The 24190-nt window shown below is 43.7% G+C and carries 26 protein-coding genes; 16 read left to right on the top strand and 10 right to left on the bottom strand.

Annotated features, from left to right (window positions below):
• Both Q0R57_RS09925 and Q0R57_RS09920 read right to left on the bottom strand, forming a co-directional pair.
• On the bottom strand, positions 1 to 577 hold a 577-nt coding region (locus Q0R57_RS09925), incomplete at its 3' end, for a nucleotidyl transferase AbiEii/AbiGii toxin family protein (RefSeq protein WP_294746844.1).
• Entirely contained in the window at positions 574 to 1206 is a 633-nt protein-coding gene (locus Q0R57_RS09920) for a hypothetical protein (RefSeq protein ID WP_294746841.1), read from the bottom strand. The genes Q0R57_RS09920 and Q0R57_RS09925, both read right to left, overlap by 4 nt.
• A 233-nt stretch (positions 1207 to 1439) precedes the next feature.
• Here Q0R57_RS09920 and Q0R57_RS09915 point away from each other — a divergent pair, with 233 nt between their 5' ends.
• From Q0R57_RS09915 to Q0R57_RS09905, 3 genes are read left to right on the top strand one after another with little or no spacing between them, the layout of a single operon-like run.
• Positions 1440 to 1829 (top strand): hypothetical protein, encoded by a 390-nt coding sequence (locus Q0R57_RS09915; RefSeq protein WP_294746838.1) that lies wholly within the window; start codon positions 1440 to 1442, stop codon positions 1827 to 1829.
• A 56-nt stretch (positions 1830 to 1885) separates the two neighbouring features.
• Complete coding sequence (locus tag Q0R57_RS09910; RefSeq protein ID WP_294746834.1) at positions 1886 to 2104, top strand: hypothetical protein; 219 nt, start codon at positions 1886 to 1888, stop codon at positions 2102 to 2104.
• A 13-nt stretch (positions 2105 to 2117) separates the two neighbouring features.
• Complete coding sequence (locus tag Q0R57_RS09905) at positions 2118 to 2324, top strand: hypothetical protein (RefSeq protein ID WP_294746831.1); 207 nt, start codon at positions 2118 to 2120, stop codon at positions 2322 to 2324.
• Between the two features lie 7 nt (positions 2325 to 2331).
• On the opposite strand, the gene Q0R57_RS09900 is transcribed toward Q0R57_RS09905, so the two are convergent.
• Entirely contained in the window at positions 2332 to 3525 is a 1194-nt protein-coding gene (locus Q0R57_RS09900; RefSeq protein WP_294746828.1) for an ATP-binding protein, read from the bottom strand.
• A gap of 350 nt (positions 3526 to 3875) precedes the next feature.
• Between Q0R57_RS09900 and Q0R57_RS09895 the strand changes: the two genes are divergently transcribed.
• The 5 genes from Q0R57_RS09895 to Q0R57_RS09875 all read left to right on the top strand — a co-directional run bounded on the left by Q0R57_RS09895 (position 3876) and on the right by Q0R57_RS09875 (position 8976).
• Positions 3876 to 4094, top strand: a complete 219-nt coding sequence (locus Q0R57_RS09895) for a hypothetical protein (RefSeq protein WP_294746825.1) — start codon at positions 3876 to 3878, stop codon at positions 4092 to 4094.
• A gap of 146 nt (positions 4095 to 4240) precedes the next feature.
• Positions 4241 to 5773, top strand: coding sequence for a DUF2779 domain-containing protein (locus Q0R57_RS09890; RefSeq protein ID WP_294746822.1), 1533 nt, complete (start codon positions 4241 to 4243; stop codon positions 5771 to 5773).
• A gap of 29 nt (positions 5774 to 5802) precedes the next feature.
• Positions 5803 to 6969, top strand: a complete 1167-nt coding sequence (locus Q0R57_RS09885) for a PD-(D/E)XK nuclease family protein (RefSeq protein WP_294746819.1) — start codon at positions 5803 to 5805, stop codon at positions 6967 to 6969.
• A gap of 11 nt (positions 6970 to 6980) precedes the next feature.
• A complete protein-coding gene (locus tag Q0R57_RS09880; RefSeq protein ID WP_294746814.1) occupies positions 6981 to 7247 on the top strand; it encodes a hypothetical protein in 267 nt (88 codons plus the stop codon).
• A gap of 82 nt (positions 7248 to 7329) precedes the next feature.
• On the top strand, positions 7330 to 8976 hold the full coding sequence (locus Q0R57_RS09875) for an AAA family ATPase (RefSeq protein WP_294746812.1): 1647 nt from the start codon (positions 7330 to 7332) through the stop codon (positions 8974 to 8976).
• A 65-nt stretch (positions 8977 to 9041) separates the two neighbouring features.
• Here Q0R57_RS09875 and Q0R57_RS09870 read toward each other — a convergent pair whose 3' ends face one another.
• Together Q0R57_RS09870 and Q0R57_RS09865 are read right to left on the bottom strand one after the other, a co-directional pair.
• Positions 9042 to 9431: a DUF1573 domain-containing protein gene (locus tag Q0R57_RS09870; protein WP_294746810.1), complete on the bottom strand. Its 390-nt coding sequence runs from the start codon at positions 9429 to 9431 to the stop codon at positions 9042 to 9044.
• Between the two features lie 66 nt (positions 9432 to 9497).
• On the bottom strand, positions 9498 to 10673 hold the full coding sequence (locus Q0R57_RS09865; RefSeq protein ID WP_294746808.1) for a glycoside hydrolase family 88 protein: 1176 nt from the start codon (positions 10671 to 10673) through the stop codon (positions 9498 to 9500).
• Positions 10674 to 10861: 188 nt separating this feature from the next.
• On the opposite strand from Q0R57_RS09865, the gene Q0R57_RS09860 reads away from it, so the two are divergent.
• The 4 genes from Q0R57_RS09860 (at position 10862) to Q0R57_RS09845 (ending at position 14499) form a co-directional block, all read left to right on the top strand.
• Positions 10862 to 11740, top strand: a complete 879-nt coding sequence (locus tag Q0R57_RS09860) for a cation diffusion facilitator family transporter (RefSeq protein WP_294746805.1) — start codon at positions 10862 to 10864, stop codon at positions 11738 to 11740.
• A gap of 91 nt (positions 11741 to 11831) precedes the next feature.
• Positions 11832 to 13601 carry an aspartate--tRNA ligase gene (gene aspS, locus Q0R57_RS09855; protein ID WP_294746803.1) on the top strand — a complete coding sequence of 590 codons (1770 nt, stop codon included), beginning with the start codon at positions 11832 to 11834 and terminating at the stop codon, positions 13599 to 13601.
• A 164-nt stretch (positions 13602 to 13765) separates the two neighbouring features.
• Entirely contained in the window at positions 13766 to 14083 is a 318-nt protein-coding gene (locus Q0R57_RS09850; protein ID WP_294746800.1) for a winged helix-turn-helix domain-containing protein, read from the top strand.
• A 68-nt stretch (positions 14084 to 14151) separates the two neighbouring features.
• Positions 14152 to 14499 (top strand): hypothetical protein, encoded by a 348-nt coding sequence (locus Q0R57_RS09845; RefSeq protein ID WP_294746797.1) that lies wholly within the window; start codon positions 14152 to 14154, stop codon positions 14497 to 14499.
• A gap of 95 nt (positions 14500 to 14594) precedes the next feature.
• Here the strand turns inward: Q0R57_RS09845 and Q0R57_RS09840 are convergent, their stop codons facing one another.
• Genes Q0R57_RS09840 through Q0R57_RS09830 form a run of 3 tightly spaced genes read right to left on the bottom strand, consistent with a single transcriptional unit; the run spans position 14595 to position 17507 of the window.
• Positions 14595 to 15719, bottom strand: coding sequence for a glycosyltransferase family 1 protein (locus tag Q0R57_RS09840; RefSeq protein WP_294746794.1), 1125 nt, complete (start codon positions 15717 to 15719; stop codon positions 14595 to 14597).
• Positions 15720 to 15760: 41 nt separating this feature from the next.
• Positions 15761 to 16354 (bottom strand): acyltransferase, encoded by a 594-nt coding sequence (locus Q0R57_RS09835; RefSeq protein WP_294746791.1) that lies wholly within the window; start codon positions 16352 to 16354, stop codon positions 15761 to 15763.
• Positions 16344 to 17507, bottom strand: a complete 1164-nt coding sequence (locus Q0R57_RS09830; RefSeq protein WP_294746789.1) for a glycosyltransferase family 4 protein — start codon at positions 17505 to 17507, stop codon at positions 16344 to 16346. Before Q0R57_RS09830 ends, Q0R57_RS09835 begins: the two co-directional genes overlap by 11 nt.
• A gap of 115 nt (positions 17508 to 17622) precedes the next feature.
• Here Q0R57_RS09830 and Q0R57_RS09825 point away from each other — a divergent pair, with 115 nt between their 5' ends.
• Both Q0R57_RS09825 and Q0R57_RS09820 read left to right on the top strand, forming a co-directional pair.
• Complete coding sequence (locus tag Q0R57_RS09825; RefSeq protein ID WP_294746786.1) at positions 17623 to 18771, top strand: glycosyltransferase family 4 protein; 1149 nt, start codon at positions 17623 to 17625, stop codon at positions 18769 to 18771.
• 6 nt (positions 18772 to 18777) lie between these two features.
• Positions 18778 to 19629 carry a glycosyltransferase family 2 protein gene (locus Q0R57_RS09820; protein WP_294746783.1) on the top strand — a complete coding sequence of 284 codons (852 nt, stop codon included), beginning with the start codon at positions 18778 to 18780 and terminating at the stop codon, positions 19627 to 19629.
• A 7-nt stretch (positions 19630 to 19636) separates the two neighbouring features.
• Here Q0R57_RS09820 and Q0R57_RS09815 read toward each other — a convergent pair whose 3' ends face one another.
• The gene (locus Q0R57_RS09815) at positions 19637 to 20773 is read right to left on the bottom strand and encodes a glycosyltransferase family 4 protein (protein ID WP_294746781.1); all 1137 of its coding nucleotides are present in this window, start codon (positions 20771 to 20773) and stop codon (positions 19637 to 19639) included.
• Positions 20774 to 20858: 85 nt separating this feature from the next.
• Here Q0R57_RS09815 and Q0R57_RS09810 point away from each other — a divergent pair, with 85 nt between their 5' ends.
• Complete coding sequence (locus Q0R57_RS09810) at positions 20859 to 22052, top strand: glycosyltransferase family 4 protein (protein WP_294746778.1); 1194 nt, start codon at positions 20859 to 20861, stop codon at positions 22050 to 22052.
• Entirely contained in the window at positions 22042 to 23163 is a 1122-nt protein-coding gene (locus Q0R57_RS09805; protein WP_294746775.1) for an acyltransferase family protein, read from the top strand. Before Q0R57_RS09810 ends, Q0R57_RS09805 begins: the two co-directional genes overlap by 11 nt.
• Before the next feature lie 29 nt (positions 23164 to 23192).
• Here Q0R57_RS09805 and Q0R57_RS09800 read toward each other — a convergent pair whose 3' ends face one another.
• Positions 23193 to 24137 (bottom strand): glycosyltransferase, encoded by a 945-nt coding sequence (locus tag Q0R57_RS09800; protein ID WP_294746773.1) that lies wholly within the window; start codon positions 24135 to 24137, stop codon positions 23193 to 23195.
• Positions 24138 to 24190: the final 53 nt, after the last annotated feature.

The following is a 24190-nucleotide window of genomic DNA, read 5'->3' as shown; positions in this document are numbered from 1 at the left end:
ACCAGTCGCGCCCCTTCACTCTGGTCTTCCAGTTACGATAAAGCAAGGCGTGCATTTTTCCAGCATAAAGGTCTGGAAGAGCCACACAGCGCACTACAAAGGGATAGGGGCGAGATAAAGGCAAGTTTTCTGTCTCGAAACCCAGTGGCGGATCTGTGTCCATTTCTATTTTTACCTTGACAGTCTTTTTGGTTTGGAACTTGATGTCAAAAACCTCTGTGTTCTCCTTGAACCCTGCTTTATAGCCGCCCCTTCTCAAGGGGCTCAAAATATCCTTCTTCTGAATAACCACCTCGTGGCCTGCCAGATGAAATTCTTCAATGATGTAGGGAAAGAAGTCTTCCAAATGAACATCGCTGTTTTTCTCTCTGAGTGTAAAGTCCATATCCTCAGAGTAACGAGGCAACTGATGGAAAAGTCGCAGGCATGTTCCGCCATAGAAGGCTGCATGCTTGAAGAACCCTCCACGACTGAGTCCTGCAAGAGCAATCTTTTGCATCACCTCCTGTTCCACATTGGGCGTAGAGGTGCTTGCTTGCTGCTGATATTCAGCAACCATTTGGTCATATATGTTCATAGTTTCCTGATGAGTTTAATGAGATTCTGTAATATTTGCGTCTTCCGTCCCTTTTCTATACATTGTTCAATGATACTCGTGTCGAAGTCCTTGAGGGAATCTGTATCGAAACGCAGATATTCCTCCAGATACTCCCAGAGCCCCTTGACAGATTGGGGCGGTCGTTTTATGTCATGAATGATACTGTCGCAGAGGGCCTTTTCTGCGCTTGCCATGATACATGCTGTGTCGTTATCGTCAACTATTCTCAATCCGATGGGAAAATAATCAGGCGAGACATGGAAGTATTCAAATATTCCCAACTTGTTCTCAAATCGCCGCGTATGGAGTGTGGTCATTGAACTCATGATGTGTACTTGTTCTGGAATGAGCCCATACCATCTTAACGCCCATTGCAAGGAAATATATGACGGACCATAAATGTGATTGGCACAAAGTCGTGTGTCAATAAGCTTGCCTGTCACCTCTCCGCTGACGACATAGAGTCCACGCTTCAATTGGATGATATCACCATCCCTCTCCAATGCGTGAATCTTGTCGGCAGGTGATGACAAATCACTATAGCAATCGTATAGCGTTTGCGTGCGAATGGGGATGTTTCCGAACTTAAGTAATGGCGACTTCTTCATCGTTATTCGTTTGATTATGCCGCAAAATTATAAAATTTGGCACAGATAATCGAATTTTTCTCGAATAAATGTACGAGAATTAACATCTTTTTTCCAAAATCCAATCGCTTCATACTGTAAACTGCACTATGCGTCTATTGAATTTCTCGTAAAAAAAGTCGCCCTGTTTTTTGAATTTTTTCGCGAAAGTGTCTATATTATGCACATCAAACAAAAATCAAAAGATAATAACGATGAGAGAAACTTTTTTTCATTTGAAAGAGTGGTACATGACCACAGAGCGGCCAGAGGATTTTGAACTGGTACGTGACTATGTGGTGCAGCAGACCCGAAAGGTCAGTCTGGAGCAGCTAGGCGTGGACCTTACACAGCAAGGCACGGGCGACTTCCAGCAGGGCTTTACCATAGAGAAAAGAAGGGTGGGGCAGGTGGAGCGGCTGTGCTTCGTATGGTGGGACTTCTCGGAGTGTGAGAAACATGTTGACTATCGTGTGCTACAAAACGATATCGTCAAGCATTTCTGGCCTGATATCCAATTCCTCAGTTCTGCATCCGCCAGCCTTTTTACTGGTGGAACGCGTAAAAATTGGAGGTTAGATAAAAAAAGTTGCCCTGATTTTTGAATTTTTTCGCAAAAGTGTCTATATTATGCACATCAAAAATTTAAAACTTAAAAGATATGGCAACAACAATTAAAACCAGTTCCAAAAACTACTTTACAAAAATCCAGAAGTACCTCAAAAACAAAAGAATCTTCTTTACCCCATCTCTCAACCTTGGGGTCTATGCCCTCACCATCTTTGACCTCTCAGAAATCGAAACCACTTCTCTCCTCAAAAAAATGACCAAACACTTCCATCTCACCAAGCAGCAGGAGCCTCTGGCTCTTGCTGCCTAAAATGAAAACAGACATGGGAAAGGGATTATTAGTGATAAAGATTGCCCAAGAGTATCAGAACCGCGGGCTGACAGAGGGTGAACTGGTAGAAGCCGGATTCAACGGACTGAGAAAAGCGGTTAAGAAGTATGGTATAAAGGCCCTCGAAAAATATGATTCATGTGGCGATAAGTGGATTCGACAATCTATCTTGCAGGCTATCGAAGATAAGAAGAGGTAATAAACATTTATAGGTTATCAAGCAATCTGCCTATATTCCATGAAAGAAACTCACCTAAAGGTATGCCACCAGAACCTACTACAAAAGACTGGATAGGATGAAACTTATCACGAAAAACGGATAATCCCTCATTTCCGGTTCGTCTTCCACTCTTGACCTCTATGGCAATGCAACGTTTGTCGTACTCGATAATGAAATCCACTTCGTCCTCCCTTTCACGCCAATAATAGAGTTTGTAGTCGTACTCATCTGCCTGGTTTAGGAGATATGCACCAACTGCACTCTCCACCCAACGCCCCCAGAGTTTGGGTGTAGTATATGCCTTGTTAAAGGTCATACCGCTCTGTACAGAGAAAAGGGCCGTGTTGTAAACCATCAGTTTGGGTACAGAGTTATACTTACGGGCATTGTCAGAAGCATATTTGTTCAATCCGCACAACAGTCTCGATTCATCGAGCGTTGTCAAATAACTCGCTAATGTCGTGACGTTACCTGCATCCTGTAGCTGGCCTAACATTTTGTTCAGTGAGAGTTCTTCGCTGGAGTAGGCGCATCCCAGTTCGAACAGCTGTTTCATCAAGGCTGGTTTATAGATAACCTTTGTCCTCAGCACATCTTTTTCTATTGCAGGTGCAACTATGCTGTCCTTAATATACTTCCGCCATCTTCGTTCGTCCTTAATATACATGGCTCCACCAGGATAACCACCAAAATAAATATATTGGTCAACATCAAGATTGAATGCCTCGTTCATTTCTGTGAGATTCCAATGCGGCATCCTAATCAGTTCGTACCTTCCAGCCAACGATTCCGTCAGACCGTCTTTTAGCAGCAGTCTGGACGAACCAAGAATGACCACCTTCATGTTGAGGTCGTTGAAACAATCTTCGTCCCATTCTTTCTTGACAGCCTCGCTCCAATTGTCGATCTTATGAATCTCATCGATAACGAGCAGATATTCTTCTGCTTGAGCCACTTTCATACGGGCCCTGGCAGTAGCCCACGTCTCGCCAATCCATGCAGCATGGGTATGGTCGACATTGTCGGCACTGACAAACATATAAGGAATGGTAATAGTCTGAAGGACCTGCTTGACCATCGTAGATTTGCCAACTTGGCGAGGGCCAGAGACAACTTGAATCTTGTTTCTGGGCTCCGATAGCCTCGCTTCTAATTCTTTAAATTGTGCCCTCTTGAACATAACTTATTGATTTTCTGCTGCAAAGATACACAAAATTCTCAAATCTACCAAACAAAATTCTCAAAAGTTTATCTCTAAATTCTCAAATTTATCAAAAGAAAGGTAATCGTTCGCACCTTTTTGAGATTTTTGCTCTGTCATATTCTACACCTTTTTGAGTTTTTTTCTGCAAGTCTCTTATTGAAAATGTTTCCCCCAATCAAATATTATCCAACAGAATGTTACAGCCATGTAATATAAAGGTCTAGGGATATTGTCTTGTCAAAGAATGTTAAATGTTGGTCTGGTTTTTGAATTTTTTTGCGAATGTTATTATATTATGCTCGTAAACTTTTTAAAAACAAAAAGACATGGCAACAACAATTAAAACCAGTTCCAAGAACTACTTCAACAAAATCCAAAAGTACCTCTACAACAAAAGAATTTTCTTCACCCCATCATTCAACCTTGGGGTCTATGCCCTCACCATCTTTGACCTCTCAGAAGTTGAAACCACTTCTCTCCTAAACAAAATGACCAAACACTTCCACCTCACCAAACAGCAGGAGCCTTTAGCTCTTGCTGCCTAATATGAATGGACCATTATCGAAACAAAGAAAATGAAATATTTTACGAATTGTTTTGTGGAATACTCTTTATTTATTAACTTTGCATTCAATCTAAAACTTGAAACGTCTAAAGACCTCGCGATGTAAAGGCAATCGTCTACTAACTGATGGCAAAAGGATTATCAAAGTCGCGTTATACGCAGTTTTGTCAGTGTCCGAAGGCATTGTGGTTGAGAACTTATAAACCTAACGAGGCTACTGTTGATGCAAGCGTTGAAGCTCGCTTCGAGAGTGGCAACGAGGTGGGTGATCTTGCCATGCAGTTGTTCGGCCCATTTGTGGAGGTGACAACCAAACGTAAGGATGGAAGCCTCGACCTCCAAGCTATGATTGGCAAAACGAAAGAAGAGATGGCCAATGGGACGGATGTCATTTGCGAAGCATCGTTTGCCTGCGATTCACATTATTGTGCTGTTGACATCCTGCGTAAAACTAAGGATGGTTGGGCTATCTACGAGGTAAAGAGCAGTAGCTTCCCTGAGTTCGACGGACAGGAGACGAGACTGGAGAAATATGCGCCAGACATTGCCTATCAGAAATGGGTGATGACGCAGTGTGGCATCAATGTGACTGATACCTATATAGTTTGCCTCAACAGCGATTATGTCCGTCAGGGTGAGCTTGACATCCAGAAACTATTCGCCATCATCGATATGAAGGAGTTGGTGGAGAATGAGTATCTGAAGGTACCTGCTCGTGTTAGTCAGGCATTGAAGTTGCTGGCTGAGGATGAAGAGCCTAATTTGGATATCTCAGAACACTGCATGAAACCCTACGGCTGTGCTTTCTTCGACTACTGCAAACGGCAGCATGGTGTCCCAAGTGATGTACCAACCGTTTTTGACCTCTATCGCATGAACTTTGCGAAGAAACTGGAGCATTATTATGCAGGCCGTATATTATTTGAGGATGTACGCGAGGAAAAACTGAGCGAAAAACAACAGATGCAGGTAGAGTGTACGCTGAACCAGACGGAGCAGATAGATGTAAAAGGCATCCGCGAGTTCCTTGATGGTCTCAGTTATCCGCTTTATTTCCTCGACTTCGAGACGCTGCAACAACCTGTGCCGCAGTATGATGGTCAGAGACCTTATCAGCAGATTACCTTCCAGTATTCATTGCACATCAAGCGTAGTGCTGATGCGCCATACGAACATTTGGAATTCTTAGCACCTAATGATGGTAACGATCCACGTCGCTCTTTGGCCGAGCAACTTTGCAAGGACATCCCGATGAACGTCTGCACCTTGGCCTATAACAAAGGTTTCGAGTGTGGGCGCATCAAGGAATTGGCGTCGCTCTATCCTGATCTCGCTGTTCACCTGTTGAACATACGAGAAAACATTCAAGACTTGCTCACACCATTCCAAAGTGGCTATTATTATGTACCAGCTATGCACGGCTCGTTCTCTATCAAGAGCGTGTTGCCGGCCCTCTTCCCAGATGAACCGAGCCTAAACTACCACAACCTGGACGAGCGTTGCCAGAACGGAGGCCATGCCATGACTCTCTTCCCCCAGATTCAATTCATGGAGCCAGAAGAAGCCGAAGCCAGTCGCGAGGCCCTGCTCCGTTACTGCGAACTCGACACCTGGGCCATGGTGAAAGTCTGGGAGAAACTTAAAGAAGTAACTGCATAACAATATAAAACAAAATAAACAACCTCACGATGTATAGGACAATCGTTGTTGTAATCATGATGATGGATAATATAAAGAAATTGAAGGATTCGCCTTTGTATAATCTTTCAATGGCCAATAAGGAATTATTCCATAGTAATTTCCTTGCATGGTTTGGTAATATATATAAGATTGAGTTTAATTGGCTTATCAATCAATTGCTTGGGGCTGGTAGTTGGCCGGATGAAATACAGGATTATAGCATAGTTAGAGAATATAAGCATTTTGATATATGCATTAAAGATTCATGCGATAATCCGAGAATCCTTATTGAAAACAAGGTGAAAAGCGTCCCAACAAAAGAGCAGTTAGACAGATATAGGAGTGAAGTGAACGAAGATTCATGTATTTTAATTCTTTTAACCATGACTTCACATCTTCATGACTTGACAGGAGCAAAGGGGTGGAAGATAATTACATATAAAGACCTGTCAGAAAAGTTATCAAAAGTATCTCTTGCTGATTCATACCATTCGCAGTTGCTAAAGGACTACTGTGAATATGTTGATAATTTGCAGCAGATTATTGAGACATTTGATAATGAAGAATATTATTTTTCTCGAGCAGAACAGAACAATATTAAATTGGATTTAGGAATACATGATATCTGTGGAAAGAGAAAGGCCCAAGTCCTTTATCAGAAACTATTCAAGGAATGTCTGAATCATGGAATGAACGTTGTTTCTAAATATGAGGATTTGTCAGATGATAATATATTTGTGGGATGGAGTTATACGAATCTTCCTCTTATTGAGGTAAGAATCAGAAATCACGCGGATGCAATTATTATTCAGATTCAAGGCAAGCAATATCGCCATGCAGTTGAATATTACGACACGAAGATTGGTGACAGAATAATTAAAAGTGGTAAGGGGTATATTCCTTCGCAGAAGGGGCTTGATTATTTACAAATGAATTATCCCTATATATTATCCTTGAATAATGCTAAAACTCCAACGAATTACCCCTTTGTTGGCATTCCATTCGGACAAAACAAGAATAAAGGGTATTGTAAATACTGTAATGGAATACCAGACAAAAACCACCATGGTCTTATCAGTTGCTTTGTCTATCAATGGATAGAAATTCCAGATAGTACGACATGTGATGATCTTGTTGATAAAATTATACAGGACATAGCGAATTTGAAAAAATAATAAGTGTGTTTATGCAGGACTGGAGTAAATACATAGAAAGACCGATAGTGGAGGTGCTGCCAGAACTGGAGGCAGAGGGCTATCAGGTGACGAGTGATGAGTGTGTCATCTTCGGACAGCGGAACATCGATATTGAAAAGGGCGATGTAGCTGCAGAAATAGTATGCGTACCATACGACTTCGAAGAGTACCAAGAAGGCAACATCAAACCAGAAGATGCTGACTGGTGGGTAGATGATGTGTTTGAGAACGGAGAATCGTATCAAGAGTCGATTTGAAAAAAAAAGTTACCCTGATTATTGAATTTTTTGGCGATTGTTTCTATATTATCATTGTGATTTGAATGAAAGACGAATGACAATGAAAAAAGAAACAAAGACAAAGAATGAGATGACACTGCTGCAGGCTATTGAGCGTGTGGTGGAGCTGGCAGAGGACTCGAAGATGAGTAAGGAGTTCTTGAAGAAGGCCAAGGCTGAGATTCAACTGCTGGCAAAGAGTTATGGTATCACGGAGCGACAGGTTGTGCTGTTCTGTGTCTGTATGGAGAAAGGGCCGCGACATATCGATTATGATGACCTGGCCTCGTATCTGGACCTAAATAAAATAGGTGTGCTGAGTTTTGCCAGCGACATCGATGTACTGGTGCGCCGCAGACTGTTGCGCTATCGTGATGTGAAGGACGAGGACGACTTCGACATTCCCACCGCAGTCATCCGCTGCCTGAAGCACAACGAGGTGTATCAGTTGCCCAAGCGCACAGAATTGGACTGCGCCGAACTATTCGAGTTGCTTGATATGTGGTTTGAGGATTTGGACGACAATGCCATCTCGCCAAAGGAACTCCGCGAGGAACTGGAAGCGCTCTTTAAGGATAATCCGCAGATTGGTTTTGTTCGTCATCTGAAGGAGTATTATCTGAGGGAAAACGAACAGTTGCTGGTGACGTTCTTCTGTCACTGCCTGATAAACAAGGATGACGATGATATCCGTTTTAGTCAGATGGAGGATTTGTACGATACCAAGAACGAATTCAGCAAGGTGAAGGGTGCCCTGCGTTGTGGGGACCATAGGTTGATGGAGAAGGAAATCATTGAGTATCGTTGCGAGGACGGCATCGCCGACAACACACGTTATAAGCTGACCGAGAGTGCCAAGCGGACGCTGTTGGCGGAGATGAACATCAATACGTCAACGGAGAAGCTGGCTGATGTCATCGACCCGACGACGCTGGGCGAAAAGCAGTTGTTTTTCCCCAAGGACATTCAGCGACAGGTGGAGGAGCTGGGACGATTCCTTCAGCCAGAGAACTTCCAGAAGATTCAGGAGCGCATGAAGGAAAAGGGCTTCCGCAATGGTTTCGCCTGTCTGTTTTATGGCGGACCAGGCACGGGTAAGACCGAGACCGTCTATCAGTTGGCACGTCAGACTGGACGCAGCATCATGGTGGTGGATGTGCCTCGCATCAAGAGCAAGTGGGTGGGGGAGAGCGAAAAGAATATCAAGGCGCTCTTTGACCGCTATCGTGAACAGGTGAAGCGAGCCCAGGTGACGCCTATCCTGTTGTTCAACGAGGCTGACGCCATTATCGGCATTCGTAAGAACGGGGCACAGAGTGCTGTCGACAAGATGGAGAACAGTATCCAGAATATTATCCTGCAGGAAATGGAGACACTCGACGGCATCATGATTGCCACCACCAACCTGCAACAGAATCTGGACAAGGCCTTCGAGCGCAGGTTCCTCTATAAGATTAAGTTTGACAAGCCAACGGAGGAGGCTCGCGCCAGTATCTGGCAGACGATGATTCCAGAACTCAGCGAACTGGATGTGCACACATTAGCCTCAAAATATGACTTCAGTGGTGGTCAGATAGAGAACATCGCCCGTCACTTTGCCATCGACACCATTCTTCACGGCCATGATGAGGATGTGCTGTCTATGCTCATCAGTCATTGTGACAACGAACGGCTGGATGAGAAAAACACGCGTAGGATAGGTTTTTAGTTATCATCATAATAAAAGAGGTGGCCATCGTGACCACCTCTTTTATATTATAGGGAAAATACTGTCTATTTCGCCTCTTCCATATCACCTTCGATATAGAGACGGGTCATTTCAACGACGCCGTTGGTTCTCACGGTGATGGACTTCTTGAAGTGTCCGGGCAGCTTACCTGTACCGTTGTAGGTCACCTTGATCTCACCTTTTGCACCTGGGGCAATAGGGTCTTTGGTGTATTCGGGTACGGTACATCCGCAAGAGGCAATAGCCTGATTGATAATCAGCGGCGTCTCGCCTGCATTCTGGAATGTAAAGGTGCAACTCACTACCGGTTCCTTCTCTGAGAATTTGCCAAAATCGTGAGTCAGCTTGTCAAACTTGATCTCTGCCTGTTTCTGTGCTGTAGCGAAGGTCAGTCCGCAAATCAGCATCATGGCCATCAATAATACTTTCTTCATACGCAATATTTGGTTTTATATTTTTGACGCAAAAATACTAAAAAGTTCTAAGTGGACGTACTTAAATTAAAGGTTTTTATAATTAGTTAGAAGTTTATAATACTCGGTGGCGCCTAACAGGAAGCACCCTGTGCCGTAGTCTTCGAAGTCAGGAATGCGGGTGTAGCTCAGTGGCTGACCTGCCGACGGGTCCTTGCCAGTGCCCTGCATCCAGCCCAGGAAGCCATCTGTGTGGACGGCCTCTTTTACCATAGCCAGCCAGGCTTTTTCGGCTATAGGACGATAAACGCTCTCCTTCAGATAACCCTGACGCATGCCCCAGCAGATGCCATAGAGGAACAGGGCGGTGCCGCTGGTCTCGGGCATCGCATAGTTGGTGCTCACGAGGCTGGGATTCCAGAAGCCGTCCTCGCGCTGACATTTCCTAAGACCTTCGCTCATCAGGAGGAAGTCCTTCTTCAACTCTTTATAAGTTTTCTCTTTGGGCGACAGTTCATCCATGCATCGTACCAAAGCGGCATATACCCAGCCGTTGCCGCGACTCCAGTAGCACTGCTGTCCGTCGGGCTCTTTGTAGGGAGGCACGTAGTCGGCATCGCGCCACCACAGTCCGTCCTTCGTGTTGAACAGTCCGCCGCCACATTCATTGCGACTCCAGCGGTACATCTTCATGGCGTGGTCGCGATACTTCTCGTCGCCTGTAATCTTATAGACCTGCATATAGACCGGCATCGCCATCTGTATGGCGTCAATCCAAGTCCACCAGCCGTAGAGTGAGGGCTGTGTGCCTTTCGTCTTTGCGGTAGCGTTTTTCTTGTCGTTGGGCGTCTGCATCTGGTGATCCAGGTTTTCCTCCGCCCTCTCCAGAATCTCCTCCTTGTGGTTCTTGAGGTAGCGCATCAGGTAGGTCTGCATGCAGCACTGGTCGTCGGCGTCGCAGGTGTTGATGCCGTTTCGTGGTGTCCAGTGGTGAAACTCTGCCCAGCGGTCTGTGTAGTCCAAATAGCGCTCTTGTGGGTCAATGTCGCAGAGGGCCATCAGTCCTTCGTAGTAGACGGCACGCGTCCAAAGGCTCGACGGCCTCACCTTCTTAACGTTGGTAGGTAGGGTGGGGTCGGCATATTTCGCCATGAAGTAGTCGTTGACTTTCTGCGTGATGCTCAGCACGTCCTGAGCGGTGGTCTGTGCCATGAGGTTGGCAGCCATCAGTATGGTTCCCAGTAGGGTCGTTAGTTTTTTCATGCTGTTAATATTTTCTGCAAAGGTAGTGCAAATCGAGCGAAATACAAAATAAATCAGTATTTATTTTTATTTCCGAGATGCCGCCTACTTTCGAGGCAAAGCCTCAAAGTACGAATAAGTGAGCGAAAATGCAAAGAAAATCTGTTTTCTTTTTGTATTTCCGAATAAAACATATAATTTTGCACGCTGTGAGAAACAAAGAGATATATAAGGTGACGCTTGTAGGCGGTGCAGTCAACGTGCTGCTGCTGGTCTTCAAGTTCGTGGCAGGCATCCTGGGACATAGTGCTGCTATGGTGGCCGATGCCGTTCACTCTTTGTCAGATTTCGTCACCGATATCATCGTGCTGTTGTTTGTCCACATCAGCGGAAAACCCAAGGATAAGTCGCACGACTATGGTCACGGCAAGTACGAGACGCTGGCCATGACCCTGATTGGCGTGGCCTTGTTGGCTGCGGCAATAGGTATCGTCTATAGCGGCGTCATCAAGATTATCGACTGGTTCAACGGACAGTCGTTGGAAGCGCCTGGCATGTTAGCATTATGGGCAGCGTTGTTATCGGTCGTCCTGAAAGAGGCGGTCTATCGCTATTCTATGGTGAAGGCCCGTCAACTGAACTCGCAGGCCGTGGAGGCCAACGCCTGGCATCACCGTAGCGATGCCCTGTCGTCGCTGGGCACGTCCCTCGGTATCGGCGGTGCCATCTTCCTGGGACAGCGGTGGACGGTGCTCGACCCTGTGGCTTCTGTCGTTGTTGGCGCGTTTATCACGAAGGTCGCTATCGACCTGCTGCGCAATGGCATTGGCGACCTGATGGAACAGTCGTTGCCCGATGCCGTTGAGGATGAGATACTCCGCCTGGTGGGTGAGTTGCCAGGAAACGTGATGCCTCACGACCTGTGTACCCGTCGAATAGGTAACCATTATGCCATCGAACTGCATATCCTGATGGATGGCGACATCACCCTTCGTGAGGCTCATGATAAGGCCTCAGAGGTGGAGGATTTGCTGCGCAGTCACTATGGTGAAGAAACCCATGTGGCGGTGCATGTGGAGCCGAAATAGCGTCTTTTTCTTATTTTTGCCGTAAAACATGAGGCTTTTTGGCGAAAAAGATGTAACTTTGCAGCTCGAAAGTAAAAACATATATATAAAGATGTATAGAACAAAGACTTGTGGTGAGCTTCGTCTCACCGATGCCGGCCTTGAGGTAACCCTGGCCGGATGGGTTCAGCGCACGAGAAAGATGGGAGGTATGACCTTCGTCGACCTGCGCGACCGTTATGGATTGACACAGTTGGTTTTTGATGAGTCTAAGGACGCAGCCCTTTGCGACCGTGCCAACAAACTGGGACGTGAGTTCTGTATCCAGATCAAGGGTGTGGTGAGCGAGCGCCAGTCAAAGAACCCCAAGATGCCTACGGGCGATATCGAGATTCTTGTCTCAGAATTGAATATCCTGAGCGAGAGTCTCACACCACCGTTTACCATTGAGGATCAGACCGATGGTGGCGATGATATCCGCATGAAGTACCGTTATCTGGACCTGCGCCGTTCGGCTGTTCGCAAGAACCTCGAGCTGCGTCATAAGATGACCATCCTGATTCGTAACTTCCTCGACGCTCAGAACTTTATCGAGGTCGAGACACCAATCCTGATTGGTTCTACCCCCGAGGGTGCACGTGACTTCGTGGTGCCCAGCCGTATGAATCCTGGTCAGTTCTATGCGCTGCCTCAGTCTCCCCAGACCTTGAAGCAGCTGTTAATGGTCAGCGGTTTCGACCGTTATTTCCAGATTGCCAAGTGCTTCCGCGATGAGGACCTGCGTGCTGACCGTCAGCCCGAGTTCACCCAGATTGACTGCGAGATGTCGTTCGTTGAGCAGGAGGATGTGCTGCAGATCTTCGAGGACCTGGCCCGTCATCTGTTCAAGGAGATTCGTGGCGTGGAGTTGCCCGCTCTGCAGCGTATGACTTGGCACGAGGCCATGCGTCGCTTCGGTTCTGACAAGCCCGACCTCCGTTTCGGTATGGAGTTCGTCGAACTGATGGACGTGCTGAAGGGCACTGGTACCTTCCCCGTGTTCAACGAGGCCAACTATATCGGTGGTATCTGCGTGCCTGGTGCTGCCGACTATACCCGCAAGCAGCTCGACCAGCTCACCGACTTCGTGAAGCGTCCTCAGGTGGGTGCCAAGGGCTTGGTTTACGTGAAGTTCAATACCGATGGCACTGTGAAGTCATCTATCGATAAGTTCTACGAGCCCGAGGTTTGGCAGAAAGTCAAGGAGGCTATGGGCGCCAAGGATGGCGACCTCGTGCTGATCCTCTCTGGCGACAATGCCAACAAGACCCGTGTGCAGCTCTGCACCCTGCGTCTGGAGATGGGCGACCGTCTTGGTCTGCGCGACAAGGATAAGTTCGTGTGTCTGTGGATTGTCGACTTCCCCTTGTTCGAGTGGAGCGACGAGGAGCAGCGCCTCATGGCTACGCACCATCCGTTTACGATGCCCAACCCCGACGATATCCCTCTGCTCGACAGCGCTCCTGAGAAGGTGCGTGCCGTGGCCTACGACTTCGTTTGCAATGGCGTCGAGGTAGGCGGTGGCTCTCTGCGTATCCACGATGGCAAGCTTCAGGAGAAGATGTTCCAGATTCTGGGCTTCACCCCCGAGCGTGCTATGGCTCAGTTCGGCTTCCTCATCAACGCCTTCAAGTACGGAGCACCCCCTCATGCTGGTCTGGCCTTCGGTCTCGATCGTTTCGTCAGCCTTATGGCAGGTCTCGACAGCATCCGCGACTGTATCGCCTTCCCCAAGAACAACAGCGGACGTGATGTCATGCTCGATGCTCCTGGTGAACTGGATCCCAAACAGTTGGAGGAATTGCAGCTGAAAATTGATTTATCGCAAGACAGTGAAAAGTGAGTTTTTCACTGTCCTTGCCACTTCAGTCAGTTGACATACGTCAAGAATAGTTAAAGATTTAAAAGGAATTGTTATAAATCAGTGAGTTTCCTTAACAAAAAGTGGTACTTTTGTCAGCGAATTGATATAATCAACTTCAAGAAGTATTAATTTTTTTAAGCATTATGGCAGAAAAGAAAGCAACGACTAAGAAGGCTGCTGAGGTAAAGGAGACAAAGGTAGCAGCTAAGAAGTCAACAACCGCTAAGAAGGCCGCTCCCAAGGCCGCCGCTAAGGCAACGGTTGCAGTGAACGCTGAGAACATTGGTTTCAAGGCAGGAGATGTTTATCAGGTACTGGCAGCAGCCGAGAAGGCTCTCGCAGTAAAGGAGATTGCAAAGGCTGCAAAGATTTCAGAGGAAGAGACTTTGCTGGGTCTTGGTTGGCTGTTCAAGGAGGGTAAGCTCCTGAGCACTGAGGACAACAAGGTTGTTCTGGCCTAAGAGATTAGCATTAGAGACGATAAGAAAAGGTCGGTAAGCACAGTATTACCGACCTTTTTTAGTGAGATATGATTAACGAGCAACAGATATTGCATATCCTGTCGGAAGTAGGCGAGCGTGGCATCAGCGTTTCTATGTTGACCAAGCATGTCTATAACCTGAACTGCACGCTGTTCTCTCAGCCCGATGTTCAGGATGTCCATCGTCAGGTGCAGCAGTATCTGCTAAAGAATTCCAAGTCGCCCCAGTCGCTTATCGAGAGCACAGGGCGTCGCGGCTATTATCGGCTGAACACGCAGAACAATGCCGATGCCCGTCAGCTCATGTTGGAATTCCAGGAAGAGGTCCTTGAGGAGGAAACAGAAAGCGAGAAACCGCAGGTCGATCTCTCGCTTAGTCTCTTTGATGATTTTTAATCTCTTTCCACTTTGACCTTTGGTCTAGTCTGCTCACGCTCGACCATGTTCAAGCAAGCTTGTCATGGTTCTCGCTTACTCGCAGCCTTCACCCTTCACCTTTCACCTTTCACCTCTTGATATAGCTCCAGCAACTGTTCTGCCGTGAATTTCCATGAGAACAGTGTTGCTCTGGCCAATCCCCATTCTTTTTGTTGCTGATAGAACGTTGCGTCTTGCTCCAGTTTGATGAGCATATCCGCAATCTCGTCTGCCCGTTCTGGATTCACCAGAATGGCATTGATGCCGCCAATCTCTGGCATTGATGAGGTGTTGCTGGTCACCACGGGTGTGCCGCAGGCCATGGCTTCAAGCAGGGGGATGCCGAAGCTTTCACGGAGCGAGGTGTAGAGGAAGGCAAATGCACTATTATAAATATAAGGTAGGTCCTTGTTCTGGATATAGCCGGGCATGAATATCTTCTCGCGGATATTCTCTATGTGGTTGCGGCTGATGATGCCGTTCAGGTATTCCTGATCTAGGTCGGCCATCAATAGCGGCCGCTTCACCTCCGACCGCTCCAGGTATTTCGAATAGGCCACCAGCGTCCGCTCTGTGTTTTTCTTTGGGTCTGTGTTGCCCAGGAAAAACAGGAATCCCTTTTCCGGCATGTATTTTTTGTACACCTCCTGGTCGTCGCTGAGGGGACGGAACCACTCGTTGTAGCCGTTATAAATCATCTTGATCCGCCGTTCGGGTATGTCCAGCTTCTTGATGATATTGTTTCTCTCGAATTCGCTGACGGTAATGATGCGCTCACATTTGTTCAGGATGCGAGGCACCACCAGACGGCGGTATAGCCATCCCATGTTCTGATAGAGCGAACGGTTCTGCTTGTCGCGGGGTTCCAGGAAGATGATGTCATGAAGGGTCAACACAAGGGGAATGTCGCAAAAGATGGGGGCCGTGTTACTGGTGCAGTGCAGTATGTCCACTCCCACTTGTTTGGCGGCTCTCGGTAGTGCAAATTGTTCCCAGAGAGGATACGATGGCGTGTTGATTTCAATGATGTGCACCCTGCTGGAGTCTTCCACACAACGGTCTGGTCCGGGCTTCACAAAGACATAATATTCGTTCTGATGGTCTATCTGTTGTAGCTGCAGTATCTCTTGCAGCACCACATAGTCCATGCCGTGTTTGTTCTTCCGAAATATCCGTTGTGCCTCAATTCCTATCTTCATTTACCAATAACCTTTAACCGATAATCGTTAACCATGAACCATCAAAGTTGCTTGATGACTTTTGCTGGCACTCCTCCAACTAGTGTGTTGTCAGGAACGTCTTTCGTGACTACTGCACCAGCCGCAACAACACAATGGCGACCTATGGTCACACCAGGCAGGATCACCGCATTAGCACCTATCCAGACATCATCTTTTATAATGACTTGTTTAGTTGTAATTCCCTGTTCGCCAATATATTTCGTATTGTCTGTGAAGTTGTGGTTTAGTGCTGTCACAGTGATGCCCTGAGCTAGGTTTACATGACTGCCGATGGTCACCGGACCGATAATCGTATTATGGATTCCGATGCGAGTATGGTCACCAATAATCACATCGCCCACCGCATTGTTGATGCACGAAAACGACTCCACCACGCTCCGTTCACCCAGCGAGAATTTTCTGTAGGGTGGGGTGTCCATCCTCACCGAACCGTATATCTTTGAGTGCCGTCCCCTATGCTGATATAGCGGTGCTAGCATCCGGATATACCATCGCGGTCTCGCATCCCGTTGGTTCATGATGAGATAGTCCAACAGACGCTTCATCTTTGGACTCGATTTCAGTCCTTCTCGCAGTTGTTCTTTATCTTTCATTGATAATACTTTTCCATTGTGAAATAATCGTGTCTATATTAAATCGCTCCGCAATCTTAAGCGCTTTCTCAGATTTAGTTTTCCAATCCAGTCGAGTCGCAGCGTCCAATTGCTGCGCCAATTGCTTGATATCTCCATTCTCGAAATATAATGCAAAGTCCCCCATAATTTCCTTGCTTGTAGGCAAATCCGAGGAGATAATAGGCAAACCATGAGCCATGGCCTCTACCAAAACAAGTCCGAACCCCTCCCATCGAGAGCTTAATACGTAAACCTGAGCCTCAGAGTAATACTTCTGAATATTGTTTGTGAATGGATGTAGATGGACTCTACTTTCCAAATCATAATCGGCAATGAGTTTTTTATAGAGATTCTCTTCAGGGCCTTCTCCCACTATGTCAAGTGTCCATTCGCTATTATCCTTGGCAAATTGCGCAAAGGCTTTAATGAGTAGGTCGAATCCTTTGTGCTGATGTGAAAAACGTCCTACGGCTAAGAATTTCTTAGATGTTCCTAAAGATGGGATTCCTGGAACTAATGTCAGAGGGTTGTAGATGACTTGTGTTGGAAAGTGGAATTGTTTGGCGTCATATTGACAAAGCACAATCGTAGAATCCAACTTCTCAAATTGATACTCATAAAAATTCTTCAGTTCAGGTCCTATGTATAAAGAGTCTTCGCCGAAAAGAGCTTTGTATGAGTTGTGTACCCATCCTAACAGTTTCGCCTTTTTTAATTGACTTTTGCATGTTGCCAGTCTTGCTGCCAAAGGAGCATGTACTCCTATGATGACATCGTAATCTCCATGCTTAAGTTCTTTCGCTAATGCGTTTCTTTTTTCAGAAGGAAATGAACTATGGCTATACAACCTTGATAACAGTTTTGTCTGTGGCAGTAGCTTGCGGTATAGAAAGCTATATGATTTGCAGCAGTAGTTTTTCCAGTGTGGAGTTGAAGGATAATCAAAGAACTGATATTGAATATGTGCTTCTTCTAATCCGTATAGAGTTGTATCTTCTTCCTCTTTTTTGTCGAATGTCACAATGGTCACATCATAATCTTTTGCCAATTCCTTGGCAATAACCGCCGTAACTCGTTGCACCCCGCCAAACGAGAAAATGGAGTCGGTAATAAAGCAGATTCTCTTCTTCATCAACTACAAAGCTACCTTGTACTTCAAATATTTTTCGCAAAATTAGTATTTTTCTCTCGAATTGCAAAGCTGTTTGCATTTTATTTTGTATTTTTGCATCAGAAAACCCTATTCAATGGAAGATAAACGCTATAAGATAGTCTATCTGACGCCTGCACTCTATATGGCAGGCGGCGTGGAGCGTGTCCTGACATTGAAGGCCAATTACTTTGCTGAGCATTTCGGCTATGACATCACCATCATCCTCACTGATGGAAAAGATAAACCGTTGTTCTATCCCCTTTCCGACAAGGTGAAGGTTATCAACTTTGACATTAATTTCGAGGAGCTCTGGACTTGTTCTTTCCTTAAGAAGATCTTTGTATATCTCAAGAAACAGCGTCAGTACAAAAAGCGTGTCAAAGAGGAACTCATGCGTCTCCGTCCTGATATCACCATCAGTCTGTTAAGACGTGAAATCAACTTCATCAATGACATTAAGGATGGCAGTCGGAAGATAGGTGAACTACACATTAATCGTGCCAACTATCGGAATTTCTCAGAAAAAGATAGTAATCCAATAAAAGCTCTTTTCTCAAAATTCTGGATGCATAGCCTTGTTGGTCATTTACGTCAGTTAGACCATTTGGTTGTTCTTACAGAAGATGACAAAAAGTCGTGGGTTGAATTGAATAATGTAGAAGTTATCCCCGATCCTTTGTCTTTTCAACCTACACGACATAGTCAACAGTCAGAAAAACGCGTATTGGCCGTTGGTCGTTATTCTCATGAAAAAGGTTTTGATCTATTGCTTCAAGCATGGAGTAAGGTTGAGAAATCATGTATAGACTGGCGATTAGATGTCTTTGGAGATGGAGATAGGACACCATACGAACAATTGATGTCCGACTTGGGAATTGATAGAAATCGTTGCACACTTCATGGCAGGACAGAGAATGTGGAAGTTGAATATGTAAATAGTAGTCTATTTGTTTGCAGTTCTCGTTTTGAAGGTTTTGGCTTGGTGATGGTTGAGTCGATGGCATGTGGGCTACCAGTTGTTTCTTTTGATTGTCCTTGGGGGCCGCGGTCTATCATTACAAATCATGAAGATGGTGTGTTGGTTGAGTCTGGGAATATAGATAAGCTTGCAGAGGCTATGACGAAGTTGATTCGTGATGATAACCAACGGGTCTCTATGTCTCAGTCGGCTCTGAGAAATGTGGAGCGTTTCTGTATAGAACGCATTGCCCAGCAATGGAAACAGTTGTTTACTTCATTATAATTGCTTATGTCTCATTGGTACGATAAATATCTCTCCATCTACGGAAAACCATTTAAAGAGGTTCCGCAAAGTGTGATTGACGAGACTCATAATCGCTTGGCTGCTTTGCAGAGTCCTGAGCCGTTGGCCTCAATAGTTGTAATTGCCTATAACGAAGAAACTCATCTTCAGGCTTGTTTGTGGGCTATTAGCGAGATCCAGTGCAAATATCCTGTGGAAATTATTGGCGTAGATAACGACTCCAAAGACAGAACAGCAGAGATTTTTGAGAAATCGGGAATACCTTGGTATACTGAGTATCAACATTCCTGTGGCTATGCCCGACGTTGTGGCTTGCAGCATGCTAAAGGTCGCTTCTATTTCGATGTCGATAGTGATACACTCTATCCTCCCCATTACTATGAAATCATGCTTGAGCACTTGCTCAAACCAGGTGTGTCTTGTGTATCTGCCACATGGAGTTATTTCCCGGATGAAAATCACTCAAAGTTAGGACTGAAACTCTTTGAAATGGCTCGTGATCTTTTCCTTTGGATACAGCATTTTAAGAGACCGGAATTGTCGGTTCGTGGTTTGGTCTTTGCCTACAACGCGGATTATGGTCGACAGGAGCCGTATCGAGTAGATATTATAAGAGGTGAGGATGGATCTATGGCATTGGCCTTAAAGAAATATGGTAAGATAAAGTTTGTACGAGACAAAAGGTGTAGGGCTATTACAGGTTATGGAACTATTGGTAATCAGTCTATGTGGAAAAGTTTCATTAATCATGTGAAAGTACAGATGAAAGGTATCACCCGTATTTTCCATAAGACCGACCATTATGAGGATTCAGAGGATAATATTGTGAAACAATAGCATAATATTATAGACTTTCAAAGAGCTCAATCCATTGACTCATAATCTCATTTGGGTAGAATTTTTGAGCTTTTTGATAGGCTTGTTTTCCCATTTTCTGTCTAATACTTTGATTTTCAATCATATAACATATGCCTTCTGCCAATTTTTGTATATTCCCATTTTCTATTAGAAGACCATCTTTCTCATGAGTTATAATATCGGAAGGTCCACATGGACAGGCAAATGAAACGACAGGCAAACCTACAGACATGGCTTCCGCTATGACCAATCCAAAACCTTCGTGTCTTGAACTAAAAACAAATAAGGAGCTTTCTCTATATTTCTCATTAATTTGATGAGTTGGAGGATTACATATGATTTGTTTTTCTAATCCTTTCTTGAGAATAGACTCTTCATATGTTCTTTTCTCTCCTGGACCGAAAATGTTCAAAGTCCAATCCGGATGGCTCTTTGCAACAATTGACCATGCTTCTATTAGTAGGTCATATCCTTTTACCCATGTGTAACTTCCTGCAGCTATGGCAATTTTGTTTTCTAGTGTTGCAGTTTCTCCATGGTATTCATCAATGAAGTTAGGAATGACCATCTTGTTCTTTATTTCAGGCCATTTGTTGTAGTCTTCATGAGTTAAAACGATGAATCGATCTAATTTCTGTATGTTACTAATAAGTGAGTCTGTCCATTTCTTTGTTATATAATGATTAATAAAATTGGGCAGATATTTGTTATGATATTTTCTGTAAAATGTTCTTTCAAAATGAAGCTCACCAATTTTCTTGCTTCCGTCTTTTATGTTGTTAATGAAGTTTATTTCACGACGTAATGCTGATACAGTAATGTCTGGACGGATCTTCATCAGATATTCAGTGAAACGACGTTTATATTTTCGCTGTTTGAGATAGTAGAAAAAGACTTTTTTCAGTGTAGGCATTGTATCTAATTCATCGAAATTGATATCAAAGTTAATCCATTTTACCTTAGGGTTAACATCAAGACTCCATGGGACTCCTGCTTTTTCCGTTAGAATCATATAGATATCATAGTTGGCATGGCAAGCTAAATAATTGATCTTCTGGCACAGGATTTTACTCATGCCAGAAATTCCAACTAGACCTCCAACTACATAAACAATCTTTTTCATATTTTTTCTGCAAAAATATAATAATTAATTGATAGTTGCAAATATATGAAGGAAAATTTTCCATTTTCATTTTTTTTTTGTAAGTTTGCAACAATTATTTGATATTGCAATACATTTTATAATGAAAATATTTTATGTATATACTGCACTTTTAACTAAGGGCGGAGCAGATAGGGTTATTACCGATAAAGCAAATTGGTTAGTGGAACATGGATATAATGTCGCAATTGTGACGGATACCCAATTAGGTCGCCCTCCTGTTTTTCCGCTGTCTCCAAAAGTCAGATTGATTGATTTGGCTATAGATTTTAGTAAGGAGTATGGTCATATTTTTTTTGTGAGAACGATTCTTTACTATTATCTGATGTTCCATTACAAAAGAAAGATGAAAAAACTGTTGTATGAGGAACGTCCTGATATTGTTGTGACTACGTTGGGTCGTGATATTAGTTTCTTACCCAATCTAAAAGATGGTAGTGTGAAAATGGGTGAGGTTCATACTACAAAATATTTTCTGAGAAATTTTCACTTGTTGGAGAGACGTAATGTTTTTTTTAAGTATCTAACGAAATATTTTCGATGGAAGATGGAACGTCAAGTGAAAAAACTTGATGCGTTAGTTTTGTTGGCAGAACAGCATAAAGAAGACTGGAAGAATATGAAATCTTTATTTGTGGTTCCAAATTCGTATCCTTTTTATCCTGATGAGCCAAGTAAATGTACAAATAAAAAAGTTATCATGGTTGGCAGATATAACGATGCAAAAGGCTATGACTATTTGATACCTGCTTGGTCTATTGTACATCAACGTCATCCTGATTGGGTCTTAAATGTATATGGTTCTGGCGAATATTATGAACAAGTGGTATCGTGGATAAAAGAAAAACGTTTAGAGGATTCTATACACCTTCATGAACCTACAGGCCAGATAATGGATAAATATCTGGAGAGTTCAATATGTGTAATGAGTTCTCGATATGAGGGTTTTCCTATGGTTTTGTTGGAAGCCATGGCATGTGGTGTGCCTTGTGTCGCTTTTGATTGTCCTTATGGACCTCGAAATATCATACGCCATGAAGAAGACGGATTATTGGTCGAGTATTTGAATTCTCAGGCATTGGCAGATGGATTATGTCGTCTCATTGAAGATGAAGATGTCAGGAAATACATGGGACATCAAGCGAGATTTAATGTCAAACGCTTTTCTAAAGAATCTGTTATGAACCAATGGAAAAGTATATTTGCAACCATCAATAATAGTAATAATCGTGAGATATAATTTGGGTTCAACTATTTTTAGAAGGGTAATAAAGAATAAAATTGAGCATAATAATTATATAACAATAGCAAAGGCAATTGTTATTATTACTATGGTAATTGGTCATTCAGGGTGTCCGTATGCTTTGGAAAAAGTGATATATTCATTTCATATGCCGTTCTTTTTTGTTTGCTCTGGTTATTTCTTTCATATTCCATCTTCAAAATCTGATTTGTTATCTTTCTATACTAGGAAAGTGAAAGGTATTTATCTTCCTTTTCTGAAATGGTGTTTTTTATTTTTGTTATTACATAATGCGTTTTATTATTTAGATATATATAATAATCAATTTGGTTATCATGGAAGTGTGAGTAATTGGATGACATTTAATACTTTTGTTAGGAGTACAATTCATATGCTATTGCAGATGAATGATATTCCAAGCTTGCTTGGAGGTTTTTGGTTTTTGAAGAACTTGTTTTTTGCATCATTGTTAATCGCATTATTATCTTTTGTTACTAAGCCTTATAAAGTTGGACATAAGTATTTGTTCTTTATCATTCTTGTATTATTAGCGTTTGTGTCCGACATAAAGTATATTGGTTTGTACTTTATTGGTCTAAAAGAGCTACTTTGGAGTTCTGTGTTTTTTTATAGTGGCTTTTTGATGAAAGACGTGATAATTAAACGTCATATGCTATATGTTTGCATCATAACTTTTACGGGAATAAACATCTTGCCTTTTTACCTTCATTTTTATGTTGATGGGGTTGGGATGATGTTTTTGTTCTATATATCAGGAATTACTGGAACAATTCTTATTTTTCATTTATCCAGAATTATGGAATCTTTGGCCTGTATTAAACAGTTTTTATATTATGCAGGTAATCATACCCTAATTATTTTAGGGTTCCATTTTTTAACTTTTAAATTGGTTAGTCTTTTGATTATTGTTTTAAATGGATTGCCAATGGCACATCTGGCAGAACTGCCAGTAATAGAGAACTATAAGAATTATTGGTTTCTTTATTCGATAGTTGGAGTCATTGTTCCTTTAACTATGTCATGGACTTATGAGAAGATATGTTTTTACTTGTATTATAAATGTGGTAAGTGCAAAAAGGCAAAATGATTGTGAAATACATTTTAAATAAATAATACTTATCTTCTTATAAGATAATTTAAAGACTTCAATACGCAGCGAAGATAGCGCTTTGTGGATATCCCATGCTTCCCTTTGTGCCACAGCCAGAACCAACTACGACTCCAGAAATTCTTTCTGATATCAAACTCTATCATATCGTCAATATCTTGATTACCAGATTGTAATGCGCTTTGGCTGATGAGTTGCTTTAGCTTGATGTCTTCTGCATTAGTAGGCTCTTTGTCAGCGATGAACTGTAGTCGCCATTGGATAGAATAGCGAACAGCTTCAATCTTGTCTTCGATACTTTTCATGTCGTGGCTGATAGATAGACCGTTGCCACGATATTGGAATCCTGGTTCTTTGGTGTTGGCAACACCATGACTGGCGGCAGCAATGAAAGCGCTGATATCATCGCTCTGCCAACCATAGGGGAGCTTAAAGAATCCTCCGTTCTTTCTTAGCGTTTCTGTTTTGAAAAGCCAGTCGCCCAAATGGGTGTTGCGAGGATTATACATGAGTGAATAGACTGACTCCCATTCGGGGCGTTCTTCCAATACGCAAACGAAGTTAGAGTCATCATCAATAACCTCGCTTCGGGCATGATATAAATCTAAATCAGGATATTTCTCGATGAGGTCGGCAAAGTCCTGCAGACAATGAGGCGTCAGGTTGTCATCATCGCCCATGCAAATCAGGTATTCGCCAGTAGCATGACTCAGGCAGATGTTCCAGTTGTCCACCACATCCTTGGCGCCGCAATTCTTTTCGTTCTTGAAATAGCGGATGCGTGGATCGCTGTAGTGATGGACGATGCTGTCAAGGTCGTAAGGAGAGGCATCGTTGACAATAACCACCTCATAGTTCTGGTACGTCTGTGCCAGAATGCTGTCAATGGTTTCTTTCAGATACTTGTCCTTGAAAGCAGGTATCGTAACGCTGAATTTGATGTCTTTAGACATTGATTTATTGAGTTATTTCGGGCAAAGGTACAAATAATAGTTGAATTATATAC

Source organism: uncultured Prevotella sp., from assembly GCF_946407605.1.
Classification (GTDB): Bacteria; Bacteroidota; Bacteroidia; order Bacteroidales; family Bacteroidaceae; genus Prevotella.
The sequence above is the reverse complement of the archived record's forward strand: the minus strand, read 5'-3'. Positions and strand labels throughout refer to the sequence as shown.